This is a genomic window from Azohydromonas australica DSM 1124, assembly GCF_000430725.1.
Taxonomy (GTDB): Bacteria; Pseudomonadota; Gammaproteobacteria; order Burkholderiales; family Burkholderiaceae_C; genus Azohydromonas; species Azohydromonas australica.
Genome location: NZ_AUMO01000031.1, coordinates 144,405 through 161,295 on the forward strand (window position 1 = coordinate 144,405; position 16,891 = coordinate 161,295).

Below are 16,891 nucleotides of genomic sequence, written 5' to 3' on the forward strand. Positions count from 1 at the left end.
TGAGCCATCACACCCGAAACGCCTCCCTCCGCGATGCGCTGTGCGCACCCCTGGCCCGCCACGGCGCCAAGCTCTCTTGCGTGACGGAGGGCAGCCCGTGGACGCTGTGACCCGCACCACGCCGCGCCTGCACTACCGCATCGAGGGCCCGCGCGACGGCCAGCCGCGCCTCACCTTCGTGCTGGCCCACGCGCTGGGCTGCGACCTGACGATGTGGGACGCGCTGGCGCGGCACCTTGCCGCGCAGGGCCGCGTGGTGCGCTACGACCAGCGCGGCCACGGCGGCAGCGAGGCGCCGCCGGGGCCGTACACGATGGCGGCGCTGGCCAACGACGCCGCAAGGATGATCGACGAGCTGGAATTGGGCCCCGTCGTGTGGATCGGCCTGTCCATGGGCGGCATGGTCGGCCAGGAGCTGGCGCTGCGGCATCCGGACAAGGTAAAGGCGCTGGTGCTGGCCAATACCACCTCCGGCTATCCCTCCGAGGCGCAGGCCGGCTGGGCGCAGCGCATCGCCGGCATCGAGCGCGCCGGGCTGGAGGCGATCGTGGACGGCGCGCTGCAGCGCTGGTTCCACGAGGGCTTCCATGCCGAGCGGCCCGAGGTGGTGGCGCACTGGCGCGAGCGCGTGCTGAGCTGCGACGCGGCCGGCTACATCGCCTGCTGCCACGCCATCGCCGGCGTGGACACCACCGCACGGCTGCCGCGCATCGCCGCGCCGACGCTGGTCATCGCCGGCGTGCTGGACCAGGGCACGCCGCCCGAGATGGCGCGCACCATCGCGCAGGGCATCCCGGGGGCGCGGCTGGTGGTGCTGCGCGAGGCTTCGCACCTGAGCGTGCTGGAGCAGCCGGACGCCTTTTGCGAGGCGCTGGAGGACTGGCTGCAGGCCGTGCCGGCCTGAGCCGCGTTTTCCTCGCCATGAGCGCCCGGTTCCGGGCGCTTTTCGTTTCCTCCTCATCGAACACGCATCGCCATGCTCCGACGCGACTGGTCCGTTTCCGCCGTCACGGCCGGCTTCCTGGCCGTGCTGATCTCGTATGCCGGGCCGCTGCTGATCTTCTTCCAGGCGGCGCGGGCGGCCGACGCCGCGCCGGACATGATCGCCTCCTGGGTCTGGGCCATCTCGATCGGCGCGGCCGTCTCGGGCATCGCGCTGAGCTGGTGGCTCAAGGTGCCGGTCATCACCGCTTGGTCGGCGCCGGGCAGCGCGCTGCTGATCACGCTCTTTCCGGGGCTGTTGCTGCAGGAGGCGGTAGGCGCCTACATCACGGCGGCGGCGCTGATCCTGCTGGTGGGGCTCACGGGCGGCTTCGACTGGCTGATGCGGCGCATCCCGCGCGGCGTGTGCTGCGGCATGATGGCCGGCATCCTGTTCCAGTTCGGCGCCCGTGCCTTCAAGGCCGTGGAGGCGCTGCCGCTGCCCACGCTGTGCATGGTCGGTGCCTACCTCGTGGCGCGGCGCTTCTGGCCGCGCTACCACCTGCTGATGGTGCTGGCGCTGGGCATCGCGCTGACGGCGGGACTGGGCGGCGTGGACTGGAGCACGCTGCGCTTCGAGGTCACGCGCCCGGTGTTTATCACGCCGCAATGGAGCTGGGCCTCGACGCTGAGCCTCGCCGTGCCGCTGGCGGTGGTGAGCCTGGCGGGGCAGTTCCTGCCCGGCATGGCGATCCTGCGCGGCGCCGGCTACGCCACGCCGGCGCGCCCGGTGCTCGTGGCCACCGGTGTGGCCTCGCTGCTCACGGCGCCGTTCGGCGGCATCACCACCGTGCTGGCGGCCATCACCGCGGCGCTGTGCACCGGCCGCGAGGCGCACGAGGACGCCGGGCGGCGCTACGTGGCCGGCATCGCCAACGGCCTGTTCTACCTCGTGGGCGGGTGCCTGGCCGGCACCATCATCGGCCTGTTCACCGTGCTGCCGCCGGCCTTCGTCGCGGTGCTGGCGGGGCTGGCGCTCATCGGCGCCATCACGGCCAACGTGCAGGGCGCGGCCAGCGACCCCGAGCACCGCGAGGCGGCCATCGTGACCTTCCTCGTCACGGCCTCGGGCCTCACCCTCTGGGGCCTGGGCGCGGCCTTCTGGGGCGTGGTGATCGGCGGCTGCGCCCATGCCGTGCTCGGCTGGAAGCGCCCGGCCGCGCCCGCTGCGTCCGCAACCAGCCCCGCCACAGGCGCGAGCAGCGTCAGCCGCTGACCTCCCCGCCCGCTGCCTCAGCGCGCCGCCGCGCCGCGGCATGCTCCTGGTAGATGCGGTCGATCAGCGCCCGCAGCAGCACCAAATCTTCGTTCTGGTCGTGCAGCCGCGTGCTCATCACGATCGGCGACACCGCCTGCGGGTCGCTCAAGGGGCGGTACACCACCTCGTCCGGCCGCAGCCGGCTCACGCCGGTGGGCACCACGCAAATACCCATGCCGGCCGCCACCAGGCCCAGCGCGGTCTGGATTTCCTGCACCTCGTGTACGGTGCCCGGCTCCAACCCTTGATCCCGAAATAGCGCCAGTACCTGGTCGGCATAACTGGGGCGCGGAGATTTGGGGTAAACCAGAATATCTTCGTTCGCCAACGCGGCGAGAATGATCGGTTGCTCTGGAATCGCCAGAGCATGCTCCAAGGGTATGGCGGCCACCAGCCGCTCCTCGCGCAGCACCTCGCGCTTGACAGTCGGGTCGTCCCGGCGAATGCGCCCGAAACCCACGTCGATGCGGCCCGCTTTCAGGGCTTCGATCTGGTCCAGCGTCGACATCTCCACCAGCGACAGCTCCGTCTGCGGCCTCTCGGCGCGGAACAGCCGCACCAGCCGCGGCATGGCACCGTACATGGTCGAGCCCACGAAGCCGATCACCAGCCGCCGCTCCATGCGCGCCACGCGCCGCGTGGCCCGGGCAGCCTGCGCGGCCTGCTCCAGCAGCCGCGTGGCGTGGCCGTAGAAGAACCGGCCCGCCTCGGTCAGCTTGAGCGGGCGCGAGCCGCGTTCGAACAGCGGCGTACCCAACTCCTCCTCCAGGTCCTGGATCTGCCGGCTCAGCGGCGGCTGCGAGATGTGCAGCCGTTCCGCCGCGCGCGTGAAGCTCTGCTCGTCGGCGACGGCCACGAAGTAGCGCAGGTGACGCAGTTCCATTGCATGCCTTTTAGGTATTGAAGCAGTCTAAAAGCGTCTTGGACTTCGTGCCTGCCGATTCCTAAGATTCATCCCATCCAAGGCAGACATCAATAACCACCGGTAATTCCTGGAAATGCCGGCGAGGACGGTGTTTTGCCTGAAACCGGGCGGATCTGAATATCCGCATTTTTGAAATGACCGACTGCGGCACCCTGAAAAGGCGCCGCAGCCGCATCCCAAAAAGCTGTGCAGATGAGCTCTGAACTGAAGATCCTCGCGGTCGAAACCCTGCTGGTGGACGTGCCCACCATCCGGCCGCACAAGCTGTCGGTGGCGACGATGAACCACCAGACGCTGGTGCTGGTGCGCATCGAGGCCAGCGACGGCATCGTCGGCTGGGGCGAGGGCACCACCATCGGCGGCCTGGCCTACGGCGAGGAAAGCCCCGAGAGCATCAAGACCAACATCGACACCTACATCGCGCCGATGCTGGTGGGCCAGGACCCGCGCGGCGTGGCGCGGCTGATGGCCGGCGTCGCTCAGCGCATCCAGGGCAACCGCTTCGCCAAGTGCGCGCTGGAGACCGCCCTCTACGACGCCCAGGCCAGGCGTCTGGGCGTGCCGCTGAGCGAGCTTTTCGGCGGCCGGGTGCGCGACAGCATCCCCGTGGCCTGGACCCTGGCCAGCGGCGACACCAAGCGCGACATCGCCGAGGCCGAGCGGGTGCTGGAGATCCGCCGCCACAACATCTTCAAGCTCAAGATCGGCCTGCGCCCGGTGAAGGACGACGTGGCGCACGTGGCCGCCATCAAGCGCGCCCTGGGCGACATGGCCAGCGTGCGCGTCGACGCCAACCAGGCCTGGTCGGTGTCGCAGGCGCTCGAAGGCATGCAGAGGCTGGCCGACGCGGGCATCGACATGGTCGAGCAGCCCATCGCCGCCCACGACAAGACCGGGCTGCAGCGGCTGACGCAGGCCAACATCATCCCGGTCATGGCCGACGAGGCCCTGCACGGCCCGCGCGACGCCTTCGAGGTGGCGCGGGCGCAGGCCGCCGACATCTTCGCCATCAAGATCAACCAGGCCGGCGGCCTGCACGGCGCAGCCCAGGTCGCGGCCATCGCCAAGGCCGCGAACATCGAGCTCTACGGCGGCACGATGCTCGAAGGCCCTGTGGGCACCATGGCCTCGGCGCAGCTCTTCTGCACCTTCCACGAGCTGGCCTGGGGCACCGAGCTGTTCGGCCCGCTGCTGCTGACCGAGGAAATCCTCCGCGAGCCGCTGGCCTACCGCGACTTCTCGCTGCAGATCCCCACCGCGCCCGGCCTGGGCGTCGCCATCGACGAGGAAAAGGTCGCGCGCCTGCGCCGCGATCGCTGAGCCCTCAACCGTTCCCCACTGTTGCATCACTGAAGGAGACACTCATGGACAAGAAGACCATCGACCAACTGGTGACCCGTTTCGAGACCACCGGCGTCGTCAGCGAGGGCAATCCCCGCGTCAAGGCCGTCGTCGGCCGCCTGCTGCGCGACCTGATGCTGGCGATCGAGGAGCTGGACGTCACGCCCGAGGAGTTCTGGTCCGGCCTGAACTACCTGGCCGACGCGGGCCGCAGCGGCGAGCTGGGCCTGGTCGTTCCGGGCACCGGCCTGGAGCACTTCCTGGACCTGCGCATGGACGAGGCCGAGGCCCGCGCCGGCCTCAAGGGCGGCACGCCGCGCACCATCGAAGGCCCGCTGTACGTGGCCGGCGCGCCGGTGGCGCAGGGCGAGGCCCGCCTGGACGACGGCAACACGCCGGGCGAGGTCGTGGTGATGCAGGGCGTGGTGCGCGGCACCGACGGCAAGCCCGTCGCGGGCGCCAAGGTCGAGGTGTGGCACGCCAACCACCTGGGCAACTACTCGTTCTTCGACAAGAGCCAGAGCGACTTCAACCTGCGCCGCACCGTCGTGACCGACGCGCAGGGCCGCTACAAGTTCCGCAGCATCCTGCCGGTGGGCTACAGCGTGCCCCCGGGCGGCGCCACCGACCGCCTGCTGCAGCAGCTCGGCCGCCACGGCCACCGTCCGGCGCACATCCACTTCTTCGTCAGCGCGCCCGGCCACCGCAAGCTGACCACGCAGATCAACCTCGAGAACGATCCGCACCTGTGGGACGACTTTGCCTTTGGCACGCGCCAGGGCCTGGTGCCGCCGATCCACACCAACAACGACGCCGCCGCGATGCAGGCGCTGGGCGTGGACAAGCCCTTCCACGAGATCCGCTTCGACTTCACGCTGCACGCCGAGCAGTCCAGCGTGCCGGGCACCGACTTCGCCCGTCCGCGCGCCGCCGCCTGACGCGCGCCCGCGGCTCCCACTGAAAACAGCCCGTCCTCCGGGGCCATTTCCGGCCCCGGCTGGGCGGAGCCTTGCCCAACATCGCCCGCCCATCCGGGGCATGGAGACAGACATGAGCACTTCCGCATCCCTCACCGGCGTCCAGCAGCGCCTGGCCGGCATGCTGGTCGAGGACAAGGACCGGCACGTCTACAGGCTGCACCGCAGCGCCTTCACCGACGAAGCGCTGTTCGACCTGGAGATGAAGCACATCTTCGAAGGCAACTGGATCTACCTGGCCCACGAGAGCCAGATCGCCAACGTCAACGATTACTTCACGACGACCATCGGCCGCCAGCCCATCGTCATCACGCGCAACAAGCAGGGCGAGCTCAACGCCATCATCAACGCCTGCTCGCACCGCGGCGCCACGCTGTGCCGCCACAAGAAGGGCAACAAGGCCAGCTTCACCTGCACCTTCCACGGCTGGACCTTCAACAACAGCGGCAAGCTGCTCAAGGTGAAGGACGGCAACGGCGCGGGCTACCCCGAGTCCTTCAACAAGGACGGCTGCCACGACCTGAAGAAGGTGCCGCGCTTCGAGAGCTACCGCGGCTTCCTCTTCGGCAGCCTCAACCCCGACGTGCCGCCGCTGACCGAGTTCCTGGGCGAGTCCACCAAGATCATCGACATGATCGTGGACCAGTCCCCCGAGGGGCTGGAGGTGCTGCGCGGCTCCTCGACCTACACCTTCGACGGCAACTGGAAGCTGCAGGCCGAGAACGGCGCCGACGGCTACCACGTGAGCTCCGTGCACTGGAACTACGCCGCGACGACCAACCAGCGCAAGCTGGCCGCCGCGGGCGACAACATCAAGGCCATGGACGCCGGCAGCTGGGCCAAGCAGGGCGGCGGCTTCTACGCCTTCGAGCACGGCCACATGCTGCTGTGGACCAAGTGGGGCAACCCCGAGGACCGCCCGGCCTACCCGATCCGCGACCAGCTGGTGGCGCAGCACGGCCAGGCCAAGGCCGACTGGATGATCGGCCACTCGCGCAACCTGTGCCTGTACCCGAACGTCTACCTGATGGACCAGTTCAGCTCGCAGATCCGCGTGCTGCGCCCTATCGCGGTGGACAAGACCGAGGTCACCATCTACTGCATCGCGCCCAAGGGCGAGTCGGCCGAGGCGCGCGCCCGGCGCATCCGCCAGTACGAGGACTTCTTCAACGCCACGGGCATGGCCACGCCTGACGACCTGGAGGAGTTCCGCGCCTGCCAGCAGGGCTACGCCGGCATCGCGCTGGAGTGGAACGACATGTGCCGCGGCGCCACGCACTGGGTGGAAGGGCCCGACGAGGCCGCCAAGGAGATCGGCCTCAACCCCACGCTCTCCGGCGTGAAGACCGAGGACGAGGGCCTCTACACCGAGCAGCACCGCTACTGGCTGCAGACCATGCAGCGCGCCATCGAGGCCGAGCAGCAGGCCGGCCCCCGCGAAGCCTGCGCCGGTGACCACGCTCACGGCCATGCCTGCAGCCACGACCACGCCTGAAGGAGACCCCGACCATGATGACCATCGAACAGGTCCAGGCCTTCCTGTACCGTGAAGCGCGCCTGCTGGACGACCGCCAGTGGGACGAGTGGCTGACCTGCTACCACCCCGATGCCGAGTTCTGGATGCCGGCGTGGGATGACGACGATGAGCTCACGCGCGACCCGCAGCGCGAGATCTCGCTGATCTACTACCCCAACCGCAGCGGCCTGGAAGACCGTGTCTTCCGCATCAAGACCGAGCGCTCGGCGGCCAGCACGCCCGATCCGCGCACGGGGCACAACATCCACAACGTGGAGATCGTGTCGCAGCAGGGCGAGCAGGTGGAAGTGCGCTTCAACTGGCACACGCTGAGCTACCGCTACCACGCGACGGACAGCTACTTCGGCACCAGCCGCTACCTGCTGGACCTCACCAGCGGCCAGCCGCTCATCCGGCGCAAGGTCGTGGTGCTGAAGAACGACTACATCCACCACGTCGTCGACGTCTATCACATCTGAGTCTGCCGAGCGGGTGCGCTTGGCGCATTCGCCGCGTGGAGGAGTATTGCCATGCAACACCAGATTGCCCTTCAGTTCGAGGACGGTGTCACCCGCTTCATCGAAGCCACCGCCACCGAGACCGTGGCCGACGCCGCCTACCGCCAGGGCGTCAACGTACCGCTGGACTGCCGCGACGGCGCCTGCGGCACCTGCAAGTGCTTTGCCGAGGCCGGCAAGTACGAGATGGGCGACTACATCGAGGACGCCCTGAGCGAGGACGAGGCCGCACAGGGCTTCGTGCTGACCTGCCAGATGCGCGCGAAGAGCGACTGCGTGGTGCGCGTGCCGGCCTCGTCGGTCGTGTGCCGCACGCAGCAGGCCTCCTTCGATGCGGCCATCAGCAACGTACGCCAGCTCTCGCCCAGCACCATTGCGCTGTCCGTCAAGGACGAGTCGCTCAACAAGCTGGCCTTCCTGCCGGGCCAGTACGTGAACCTGCAGGTGCCCGGCAGCACGCAGACGCGCGCCTACTCGTTCAGCTCGCTGCCGCGCGACGGCGAAGTGTCGTTCCTGATCCGCAACGTGCCGGGCGGCTTGATGAGCAGCTTCCTCACCGGCCTGGCGAAGGCGGGCGACCGCATGACGCTGACCGGCCCGCTGGGCAGCTTCTACCTGCGCGACATCAAGCGCCCCTTGCTGCTGCTGGCCGGCGGCACGGGCTTGGCGCCCTTCACGGCGATGCTGGAGAAGATCGCCGCCGAGGGCAGCGCGTTTCCGCTGCACCTGATCTACGGCGTGACGCACGACGCCGACCTGGTGGAGATGGAGAAGCTGGAGGCGTTCGCGGCGCGCATTCCCAACTTCACGTTCACCGCCTGCGTGGCCAGCGACAGCAGCAGCTACCCGAAGAAGGGCTACGTCACGCAGCACATCGAGCCGGCGCACCTGCACGACGGCGAGGTGGACATCTACCTCTGCGGGCCGCCGCCGATGGTGGAGGCGGTGAGCGCCTTCATCCGCGAGCGCGGCATCCAGCCGGCCAACTTCTATTACGAGAAGTTCGCGGCCAGCGCCTGAAGTCGTCTCCTCTTGGCCCCGGCCGGCGGCCTGGCCGCGGGCCTTTTTTCTGCCTGAACACCATGAAACCACGCTTCGAAAACAAGGTTGCCGTCGTCACCGGCGCGGCGCAGGGCATCGGCCGGCGCGTCGTCGAGCGGCTGCTGGAAGAGGGCGGCCTCGTGGCGGCCGTGGACCGCTCCGAGCTGGTCCACGAGCTGCGCGAACTGCCTGGCGCCTCAGAGCGGCTGCTCACGCTCACCGCCGACCTGGAGCGCAACGCCGACGCCGAAGGCGTGATGGGCCAGGCCCTGCGCCGCTTCGGACGCCTGGACATCCTCGTCAACAACGTCGGCGGCACCATCTGGGCCAAGCCCTACGAGCACTACCGCGAGCACGAGATCGAGGCCGAGGTGCGGCGCTCGCTGTTCCCCACGCTGTGGTGCTGCCATGCCGCGCTGCCCATCATGTTGGAACAGGGCAGTGGTTCCATCGTCAACGTCTCTTCCATTGCCACGCGCGGCGTGAACCGCGTGCCCTACGGCGCGGCCAAGGGCGGCGTCAACGCGCTCACGGCCTGCCTGGCTTTCGAGAACGCGCAGCGCGGCGTGCGCGTGAACGCCACCGCGCCCGGCGGCACCGAGGCGCCGCCGCGGCGCATCCCGCGCAACACCGAGCAGCCCACCGAGCAGGAGAAGGGCTGGTACCAGCAGATCGTGGACCAGACCGTTTCCTCCAGCCTGATGAAGCGCTACGGAACCATCGAGGAGCAGGTCGGCGCGATCCTGTTCCTGGCCTCGGACGAGGCCTCCTACATCACCGGCGTGACGCTGCCGGTGGGCGGCGGCGACCAGGGCTGAGGCCCACGGAGCCCCGATCACACAAGAACCCTAGGAGACAAGAGCATGAGACAGATAGACGTCCACAAGATCGCCGACGAGGCCCGCTTCAACCGCTTCCACGGCCTGGTGCTGTTCTGGTGCGCGATCATCATCATCTTCGACGGCTACGACCTCGCGGTCGCTGGCATCGCGCTGCCGTCGATCATGAAGCAGATGGGCGTGGACCCTACGCAAGCCGGCTTCATGGTGAGCTCGGCGCTGTTCGGCATGATGTTCGGCGCCATCTTCCTGGGCACCGTGGCCGACCGCATCGGCCGCCGCTGGGCGATCGTGATCTGCATCGCGCTGTTCAGCCTGTTCACGGCCGCGGCTGGGCTCGCGAGCGACCCGGTGACGTTCAGCGTCACGCGCTTCATGGCGGGCCTGGGCATCGGTGGCGTGATGCCCAACGTCGTGGCGCAGATGACCGAATACGCACCCCGCAAGCTGCGCTCGACCCTGGTCACGCTGATGTTCAGTGGCTACGCGGTGGGCGGCATGCTCGCCGCGGTGCTGGGCAAGGAGCTGATCGAGAGCTACGGCTGGCAGTCGGTGTTCCTCGCCGCGGCGCTGCCGGTGGTGCTGATCCCGTTCATCCTGAAATCGCTGCCGGAGTCGATGCCCTTCCTGCTGCGGCAAGGCCGCCACGAGGAGCTCAAGGCCCTCGTCGCGCGACTGGACCCGGGCTTCCGTCCCACGGCCAGCGACGGCTTCGTGCTGCCCGGCGCCGACAAGGCCCACGGCGCGCCGGTGCGCCACCTCTTCCAGGACGGCCGCGGCTTCAGCACCGTGATGTTCTGGGTGGCCTTCTTCATGTGCCTGTTCATGGTCTACGCGCTGAGCTCCTGGCTGACCAAGCTGATGGCCAGCGCCGGCTACAGCCTGGGATCGGCGCTGACTTTCGTGCTGACGCTGAACTTTGGCGCCATGATCGGCGCGGTGGGCGGCGGCTGGCTCGCGGACCGCTTCCACATCAAGTGGGTGCTGTTCTCGATGTATGTGCTCGCCGCCGTGTCGATCACGCTGCTGGGCACGCCCATGCCCACCGAGGCGCTGTTCTTCGTGGTCGGCCTGGCCGGTGCCTCGACCATCGGCACGCAGATCGTCACCTACGCCTATGCCGGGCAGTTCTACCCCATGGCAATCCGCTCCACCGGCATCGGCCTGGCCTCGGGCGTGGGCCGCAGCGGCGCGATCCTGGCGCCCATCGTGATCGGCGCGCTGGTGGCCATGGCGTTGCCGCTGCAGCAGAACTTCATCGCGATCGCGATTCCCGCGGTGATCGCCGCGGCGGCGGTCGCCATGATCAACCACGGCCGCTCGGCCCTGAAGCACCCGCAGGCGGCGAACACCGCCAGCGCCACCCCGCCTTCCGCGCGGGCCGCCATCGGGCGCCACTGAAGTCACGCCCGCAACGACCTGGCGCCGGCTTCCGTGCCCGGCGCCGGGCTCCCTCACCGGACCCTGCCATGACGACCCCCTGCATCATCACTGTCGCCATCACCGGCTCGCTGCCGCAAAAGCGCGACAACCCCGCCGTGCCCATCACGGTCCAGGAACAGATCGAGTCCACGCAAGAGGCCTTCGAAGCGGGCGCGGTGCTCGTGCACCTGCACGTGCGCAACGACGACGGCTCCGCCACCTCGTCGCCGGAGCGCTTCGCGCGGGTGCTCGAAGGCATCCGCAAGCACTGCCCGGGCATGATCGTGCAGTTCTCCACCGGCGGCCGCTCCGGCGCTGGGCGCGAGCGCGGCGCGCACCTGGCGCTGCGGCCCGACATGGGCTCCCTGGCCACCGGCTCCGTGAACTTTCCGACGCGGGTCTACGACAACAGCCCTGAGCTGGTCGAGTGGCTGGCAACCGAGATGCGCGAGCTGGGCATCAAGCCCGAGATCGAGGCTTTCGACCTGTCCATGATCTTCCAGGCCGCCAAGCTGCAGCAGCTGGGAATGATCAAGGGGCCGCTGCACGTGCAGTTCGTGATGGGCATCCGCAACGCCATGCCCGTGGACCGCGAGGTGCTGGAGTTCTGCGTGCGCACGCTGCAGCGCGTGGCGCCCGGCTCGACCTGGACCGGCGCGGGCATCGGCAAGGACCAGATGACGATGGCGCGCTGGTCGCTGGAGCTGGGCGGCCACTGCCGCACCGGCATGGAAGACAACGTGCGCCTGGACAAGCACACGCTGGCGCCGTCCAACGCGGCGCTGGTGCGCGCCGTGGCCGAGCTGTGCTTCGAGCACGGCCGCACCGTGGCGACGCCGGAGCAGGCGCGCCGCCTCCTCGGACTGGGCTGAGACCTGCCTGCAAGCCTTGCGGCTTCACCGGGGCCGCCACACTCCTCTGACAGTTGGCCACGCGTGCACGCATAAATTCGCTTCTGGCGGCTTTATGCCGGAAAATTCTTCCATCGCAAGGAAACGCCGTGGTCCACGGCAGCCATGGGGAGCACTCAGGTCGTGGGGCGGCAGCAAGGGGCAGCGTCAGAGGGGACAGGCCGCCGGCCGGCGTTGCGCTGGCCGGCGCCGGTATTGATGGTGCTGCTGCTGGGGATCGTTGGCGCTGCGGCGGCTGGGGCTTGGCAGTACCGCTTCAACCAGGCCGTGGTGGACGAAAGGCTGCACGCCGTGGCCGAGCGGCTGGCCGACCAGCTGCGCCGGCGCATGCGGACCTACGAGTACGGCGTGCTCGGCATGCGCAGCGCGATCCTGGCCGGTGGCGATGGCGTCGGAAGGCTGTCCGCCGACGCCTTCAGGCGCTACGAGGCCGGGCTGGACATGGCTCACCAATACCCGGGCGCCCGCGCCTTCGCCTTCATCCGGCGCGTGCCCGCGGACCAGGAGGCCGCCTTCGTGGCCGCTATGCGGCAGCAGGGCCTGCCGGACTTTCAGGTGCGCGGCATCGAGCCGAACCCCGGTGAGCGCTTCGTGGCCCAGTACGTCGCGCCGCGGCGGGGCAACGAAGCGGCCTTCGGCTTCGACATGGCCTCGGACCCGAGGCGCCGGGCGGCCACGCTGGCGGCGCTGCGCAGCGGCGAGCCGCGGCTGACGGCGCCCGTCACGCTGCCGCACCAGGCCCAGGACCTGCCGACCCAGGCCTACGTGCTGGTGCTGCCGGTGTACCGGGGCGCCAACCTGCCGGCGCCCGAATTGCGCGAGTCCTTGTGCATCGGCTGGGCCGCGGGCTCGATGGTCATGAGCGACGTGCTCAGGGACTTCCTGGAATACGAGACGCTGGGCCAGGCGGTAGCGCTGCGCGACACCACGGATCCGGACCTGCCGGTGGCCGCCTTCACCGCGCCGGAGTGGGTGCCCGGAGCCCGGCTGGCCACGCAGCACGTCAGCATCGACCTTTACGGGCGGCAGTGGCAGGTGGAGGTGCAGGCCGTACCGGACTTCATGCGGCGGCTCGGCCTGCGCCATCCGCTGTCCCTGACCGCATCGGTGGCCGCGGCTGCGCTGCTGCTGGCGCTGCTGCTGTATGCGTCGCAGGACGCGCTGACCCACAAGCGCAGCCTGCGCGAGGAGCGCTCGCGCATCCTGGAGCTCAACGCCACGCTGGAGCAGCAGGTGGTGCAGCGCACGCGTGCCCTGGAGATCGCGGCCGCCCGCGAACGGGCCATCGTCTCCAGCGCTGCCACGGCCGTCATCGCCATGGACCTGGAGGGGCACATCACCGCCTTCAACCCGGCCGCCGAGGCGATGTTCCGCTGCCCGGCGTCGGAGGCCTTGGGCAGCCTGGTGACGGATTTCTGCGAGCCCGGCGAGCTGCGCTACAAGGCGCGCTACTTTCCGCCGGACGTCAGCGCCAATGCCCGCTGGTTGCCGGCAGCCTTGCGCGAGGGGCTGCTCTCCAAGGACGAGCGTCCCAGCGACCGCCCGCACAACGAGTGGACCTACGTGCGTGCCGACGGCAGCGCCTTTCCCGGGCTGCTGAGCATCAGCGTGCTGCGCGACGAGGCGGGGCGGTCCATCGGCTTCCTGGCCGTGATCGCGGACCTCAGCGAGCGCAAGGCGATCGAGGAGGCGCTGCGCCGCTACACCGCCGAGCTCGAAGCCGTGCAGGCGCAGCTGCAGGAGCGCACGCGCCAGGCGGAGGCCGCGAGCCGGGCCAAGAGTGCGTTCCTGGCCAACATGAGCCACGAGTTCCGCACCCCGCTCAATGCCGTCATTGGTCTGAGCCAGCTGCTGGAGCAGCGGACCTTGCCCGACGACATCGGGCGCTTCGTGCGCCACATCCGCCAGGCAGGGGAGCAGCTGCTGGCGCTGACCAACGACGTGCTGGACCTCTCCCGCATCGAGGCCGGCGAGATGAGGTTGGAGTGCGTGCCTTTCGAGCTGGTGCCGCTGCTCGACGCGGTGCACGCCATCGTGCATCCGCAGGCGCTCAGCAAGGGCCTGTCGCTGAAGATGGAGTTCTCCACCGCATTGCCCGCGCGGCTGTGCGGCGACCCGCTGCGCATCCGGCAGGTGCTGCTCAACCTGCTGGGCAACTCGGTGAAGTTCACTAGCCAGGGCGGCGTGAAGCTGCACGTGCACGCCGTGGCGCGCGAGGCTGGGCGCATCACCTTGCGCCTGGAGGTGTCGGACAGCGGCATCGGCATCGACCCGGCGCAGCAGGCGCGCATCTTCGAGCCCTTCACGCAGGCCGACGGCTCCATCACGCGGCGCTTCGGCGGCACGGGGCTGGGGCTGTCCATCGTGCGGCGCCTGGTGGAGATGATGGACGGACAGCTGGAGCTCAAGAGTGCGCCGGGGCAGGGCAGCATCTTCAGCGTGACGCTGACGCTGGACTTGCTGCAGGAGCCGGCCTGAGCGCCGGCGGGTGGCGCCCTCGCTTCACGTGTTGCGTCCCCCGTCGAGCGCCCGTGCGTCCGGCGCTGCAGGCCGCAGGACGGGCCAGCGCGGCAGGCAGGCCGCCAGGGCCGCCAGCGCGCGGCCGGCCAGCGACAGCCAGCCCTCGTGCGAAGGCACCAGGCGCAGCCGCGCGGCCTCGGCGCCGTCGCACTCGATCACCGCACCCTGTCCCAGGCGCGCCGAGTGGCCGGCGCTGACGAACACGTCCTCGCCGTGGTCGCTGCAGGTCAGCCAGACGCGGCCCCGCAGCACGACCAGCTCGCGGTCGTGGGCGAAGTCCAGGCGCCGCGCGCTGCGGGGCGCCAGCTCGAAAGAGGAAGCATCGGTGGTGTGCATGGCGGGTCTCCGGGTTCAAAGGTGGTCCCGCGCCGCCCGCCGGCAAGGCCGGCGCGGGCGGACGCTTCTTCGTGGCGGTACGGCCAGGCGTACCGGTGAGAGGGCTGCGTTGCGGCCGGGGCGCCGGAGGTTCAAGCCATCTCGCGGTGCCTTGGGCCGGGCGCCGCGAGGGAGGCTCTCAGCGGCGTTCGGCCATGCGCGTGGGCAGGCCCACGTGCACGCCCTGCAGGCGCAGCGCGACGCGGCCCAGGGCGCGCAGCGCCAGCGCGGCGGCCCACCACAGCCGGCCGTGCGCTGGCTGGAGCTGCAGCCGCGCGGCGCCGGGGCTGTCGCACTCGGCGACGGCGCCGGGGGCCAGGCGCACGCGCTGGCCGGCGGTGAGGAACAGGTCCTGCGCGCAGCCGCTGCAGGTGACCCAGACACGGCCGCTGTACACGACCAGCTCGCGGCCGGCGGCGTGATGCAGCGCGAGCGTCGCGCCGGGGGCCAGATCGAAGGCGGAGGAGGAGGTGTTCATGGCGGTGGCGGCGGTGGTGGTGTCCATGGCTGCCACTGTCGGCGCGGGCGGTGGACCTGCACAGATGCAGAAAGCGGCCAATACAGCCGGCACAGCGCCTCGGCGCGGGCGGCTGTGCCGGTCGGATGCGCAGACATCTGTATTGGTCTGTACGCGACGGACCGGCACAGAATCCGGCATGGACCGCACACAAGACACCCTGTACCTGCGCATTGCCGACCAGCTGGCCGGTTCCATCCGGGCTGGCACGCTGGCGCGCGGGGAGCGCATCGCCTCCGTGCGCGAGCTGGCGCGCCAGCAGGGCGTGTCGATGGCGACGGTGGTGCAGGCCTACCGCACGCTGGAGGATGCGCGGCTGATCGAGGCGCGCCCGCGCTCGGGCTACTTCGTGGCGGCGCGCAGCACGCGGCGTCCGCCCGAGCCTGAGACCACGCCGCTGCCGCCGCAGTCGCAGGCAGTGTCGGTGAGCTCGATGGGCTCGCGCGTGTTCGCCATGGCGGTGGACCCGGGCTTCATTTCCTTCGGCGCGGCCACGCCGGGCGACGAGCTGTTCCCCTACGAGCGCGTCCGCCGCGCCATCGGCCGGGCCGCGCAGCGCAACCGCGCCACGCTCAGCCGCTACCCGCTGGGTGCGGGCACGCCGGAGCTGCGGCGCGCCATCGCGCGGCAGGCCTTGAGCATGGGCTGCCAGCTGGACCTGCGCGACATCCTGGTGACCAACAGCTGCCTGGAGTCGGTGAGCCTGTGCCTGCGCGCGGTGACCAAGCCCGGCGACGTGGTGGCGCTGGAGTCTCCGACCTACTTCGGCTTCCTGGAGATCCTGGAGAGCATGCACCTGCGCGCGCTGGAGATTCCGACGCACCCGCGCCAAGGCCTGTCGGTGGACGCGCTGTCGCTGGCGCTGGACACGCAGCCGGTGAAGGCAGTGCTGGCGGTGCCGACGCTGTCCAACCCGCTGGGGTCGAGCATGCCGCTGGTGGAGCGGCGGCGGCTGGCGCAGCTGGTGGCGCAGCGCGGCGTGCCGCTGATCGAGGACGTGATCTACAACGCCCTGTGCGAGCACGACGAGCAGCGCCGCGCGGTGCGCAGCTACGACGACACGGGGCACGTGATGATCTGCGGCTCCTTCTCCAAGACGGTGGCGCCGGGCCTGCGCATGGGCTACGTGGACGCCGGGCGCTGGTCGGAGCAGGTCAAGCGGCTCAAGGCGGTGCACTCGGGCGCGCACACCGAGTTCCTGGAGTTGGCGGTGGCGGACCTGCTGACGCAGCCCGGGGCCGAGAGCGCCTACCGCCAGCTGCGCAACACCGTGGCGGCGCGGGTGGACGAGGCGCGCGGGATCATCGCGGAGAGCTTTCCCAAGGGCACGCGCGTCACGGACCCGCCGGGCGGCTTCATCCTGTGGGTGGAGCTGCCCGCGGGCAGCGACTCGATGGCGCTGTTCGACGCCTGCCTGACGGAGCGCATCTGCATCGCGCCGGGGACCATGTTCAGCACCACCGGGCGCTACCGGCACTGCGTGCGGCTGGGGCTGGGCGGGCGGTGGGACGAGGCCCAGCGGCGGGCGCTGAGGCGGGTGGGAGAACTGGCGCAGGCGGTGGCGCCGATGGCGTGAGATCGGCACGCAGCACGACGGCTACCCGGCAAGCAGGGCTTGTCGGGCGAGCACCTCGATAACGATCGATCCCCCGGCGATTTCCCCAACCCTGTTCCTGTGAAACCGGGCTTCGCCAAGGCAGCTTCATGCAGCTCGCCCTTGATGCGGGAGGACAACTGGAATTCGACGGCA

The 16,891-nt window shown here is 70.0% G+C and carries 15 protein-coding genes; 12 read left to right on the plus strand and 3 right to left on the minus strand.

Going from position 1 to position 16,891, the window contains the following annotated elements; all coding sequences use genetic code 11:
* Window positions 1-97 precede the first annotated feature (97 nt).
* Window positions 98-904: a 3-oxoadipate enol-lactonase gene (pcaD, locus tag H537_RS41005; protein ID WP_238446595.1), complete on the plus strand. Its 807-nt coding sequence runs from the start codon at window positions 98-100 to the stop codon at window positions 902-904.
* A gap of 72 nt (window positions 905-976) precedes the next feature.
* Window positions 977-2,197, plus strand: coding sequence for a benzoate/H(+) symporter BenE family transporter (locus H537_RS41010; RefSeq protein WP_051241706.1), 1,221 nt, complete (start codon window positions 977-979; stop codon window positions 2,195-2,197).
* Here the strand turns inward: H537_RS41010 and H537_RS0103600 are convergent.
* On the minus strand, window positions 2,187-3,122 hold the full coding sequence (locus H537_RS0103600; protein WP_028996792.1) for a LysR family transcriptional regulator: 936 nt from the start codon (window positions 3,120-3,122) through the stop codon (window positions 2,187-2,189). The genes H537_RS41010 and H537_RS0103600 overlap by 11 nt on opposite strands.
* Before the next feature lie 234 nt (window positions 3,123-3,356).
* Here H537_RS0103600 and H537_RS0103605 point away from each other — a divergent pair, with 234 nt between their 5' ends.
* The 9 genes from H537_RS0103605 to H537_RS0103645 all read left to right on the plus strand — a co-directional run bounded on the left by H537_RS0103605 (window position 3,357) and on the right by H537_RS0103645 (window position 14,207).
* Complete coding sequence (locus tag H537_RS0103605; RefSeq protein ID WP_028996793.1) at window positions 3,357-4,484, plus strand: muconate/chloromuconate family cycloisomerase; 1,128 nt, start codon at window positions 3,357-3,359, stop codon at window positions 4,482-4,484.
* Between the two features lie 44 nt (window positions 4,485-4,528).
* Window positions 4,529-5,443, plus strand: coding sequence for a catechol 1,2-dioxygenase (gene catA / locus H537_RS0103610; protein ID WP_028996794.1), 915 nt, complete (start codon window positions 4,529-4,531; stop codon window positions 5,441-5,443).
* A 112-nt stretch (window positions 5,444-5,555) separates the two neighbouring features.
* Entirely contained in the window at window positions 5,556-6,977 is a 1,422-nt protein-coding gene (gene benA, locus H537_RS41015) for a benzoate 1,2-dioxygenase large subunit (RefSeq protein WP_051241709.1), read from the plus strand.
* 14 nt (window positions 6,978-6,991) lie between these two features.
* Window positions 6,992-7,477 carry a benzoate 1,2-dioxygenase small subunit gene (benB, locus tag H537_RS0103620; protein WP_028996795.1) on the plus strand — a complete coding sequence of 162 codons (486 nt, stop codon included), beginning with the start codon at window positions 6,992-6,994 and terminating at the stop codon, window positions 7,475-7,477.
* Window positions 7,478-7,528: 51 nt separating this feature from the next.
* Window positions 7,529-8,536: a benzoate 1,2-dioxygenase electron transfer component BenC gene (gene benC, locus H537_RS0103625; protein WP_028996796.1), complete on the plus strand. Its 1,008-nt coding sequence runs from the start codon at window positions 7,529-7,531 to the stop codon at window positions 8,534-8,536.
* 62 nt (window positions 8,537-8,598) lie between these two features.
* Window positions 8,599-9,375: a 1,6-dihydroxycyclohexa-2,4-diene-1-carboxylate dehydrogenase gene (locus H537_RS0103630; protein WP_028996797.1), complete on the plus strand. Its 777-nt coding sequence runs from the start codon at window positions 8,599-8,601 to the stop codon at window positions 9,373-9,375.
* A 45-nt stretch (window positions 9,376-9,420) separates the two neighbouring features.
* Entirely contained in the window at window positions 9,421-10,797 is a 1,377-nt protein-coding gene (locus tag H537_RS0103635; RefSeq protein ID WP_028996798.1) for an MFS transporter, read from the plus strand.
* A gap of 68 nt (window positions 10,798-10,865) precedes the next feature.
* Window positions 10,866-11,690, plus strand: coding sequence for a 3-oxoadipate:acetyl-CoA acetyltransferase (locus H537_RS0103640; protein ID WP_028996799.1), 825 nt, complete (start codon window positions 10,866-10,868; stop codon window positions 11,688-11,690).
* A 237-nt stretch (window positions 11,691-11,927) separates the two neighbouring features.
* On the plus strand, window positions 11,928-14,207 hold the full coding sequence (locus tag H537_RS0103645; RefSeq protein WP_028996800.1) for a sensor histidine kinase: 2,280 nt from the start codon (window positions 11,928-11,930) through the stop codon (window positions 14,205-14,207).
* Window positions 14,208-14,231: 24 nt separating this feature from the next.
* On the opposite strand, the gene H537_RS0103650 is transcribed toward H537_RS0103645, so the two are convergent.
* On the minus strand, window positions 14,232-14,585 hold the full coding sequence (locus H537_RS0103650) for a DUF2917 domain-containing protein (RefSeq protein ID WP_028996801.1): 354 nt from the start codon (window positions 14,583-14,585) through the stop codon (window positions 14,232-14,234).
* 178 nt (window positions 14,586-14,763) lie between these two features.
* Window positions 14,764-15,129 (minus strand): DUF2917 domain-containing protein, encoded by a 366-nt coding sequence (locus H537_RS52305; RefSeq protein WP_043458127.1) that lies wholly within the window; start codon window positions 15,127-15,129, stop codon window positions 14,764-14,766.
* A gap of 151 nt (window positions 15,130-15,280) precedes the next feature.
* Here H537_RS52305 and H537_RS0103660 point away from each other — a divergent pair, with 151 nt between their 5' ends.
* Complete coding sequence (locus H537_RS0103660; RefSeq protein WP_028996802.1) at window positions 15,281-16,717, plus strand: aminotransferase-like domain-containing protein; 1,437 nt, start codon at window positions 15,281-15,283, stop codon at window positions 16,715-16,717.
* Window positions 16,718-16,891 lie beyond the last annotated feature (174 nt).

What these genes read in the sequence shown, in the direction of transcription:
- H537_RS0103605 (WP_028996793.1), top strand. Translation starts at nt 3,357, where the DNA reads ATGAGCTCTGAACTGAAGATCCTCGCGGTCGAAACCCTGCTGGTGGAC.
- H537_RS0103640 (WP_028996799.1), top strand. Translation starts at nt 10,866, where the DNA reads ATGACGACCCCCTGCATCATCACTGTCGCCATCACCGGCTCGCTGCCG.
- H537_RS0103645 (WP_028996800.1), top strand. Translation starts at nt 11,928, where the DNA reads ATGGTGCTGCTGCTGGGGATCGTTGGCGCTGCGGCGGCTGGGGCTTGG.
- H537_RS41010 (WP_051241706.1), top strand. Translation starts at nt 977, where the DNA reads ATGCTCCGACGCGACTGGTCCGTTTCCGCCGTCACGGCCGGCTTCCTG.
- H537_RS0103660 (WP_028996802.1), top strand. Translation starts at nt 15,281, where the DNA reads ATGGACCGCACACAAGACACCCTGTACCTGCGCATTGCCGACCAGCTG.
- H537_RS0103650 (WP_028996801.1), bottom strand. Translation starts at nt 14,585, where the DNA reads ATGCACACCACCGATGCTTCCTCTTTCGAGCTGGCGCCCCGCAGCGCG.
- H537_RS0103630 (WP_028996797.1), top strand. Translation starts at nt 8,599, where the DNA reads ATGAAACCACGCTTCGAAAACAAGGTTGCCGTCGTCACCGGCGCGGCG.
- benB (WP_028996795.1), top strand. Translation starts at nt 6,992, where the DNA reads ATGATGACCATCGAACAGGTCCAGGCCTTCCTGTACCGTGAAGCGCGC.
- H537_RS0103635 (WP_028996798.1), top strand. Translation starts at nt 9,421, where the DNA reads ATGAGACAGATAGACGTCCACAAGATCGCCGACGAGGCCCGCTTCAAC.
- catA (WP_028996794.1), top strand. Translation starts at nt 4,529, where the DNA reads ATGGACAAGAAGACCATCGACCAACTGGTGACCCGTTTCGAGACCACC.
- H537_RS52305 (WP_043458127.1), bottom strand. Translation starts at nt 15,129, where the DNA reads ATGGACACCACCACCGCCGCCACCGCCATGAACACCTCCTCCTCCGCC.
- benC (WP_028996796.1), top strand. Translation starts at nt 7,529, where the DNA reads ATGCAACACCAGATTGCCCTTCAGTTCGAGGACGGTGTCACCCGCTTC.
- H537_RS0103600 (WP_028996792.1), bottom strand. Translation starts at nt 3,122, where the DNA reads ATGGAACTGCGTCACCTGCGCTACTTCGTGGCCGTCGCCGACGAGCAG.
- benA (WP_051241709.1), top strand. Translation starts at nt 5,556, where the DNA reads ATGAGCACTTCCGCATCCCTCACCGGCGTCCAGCAGCGCCTGGCCGGC.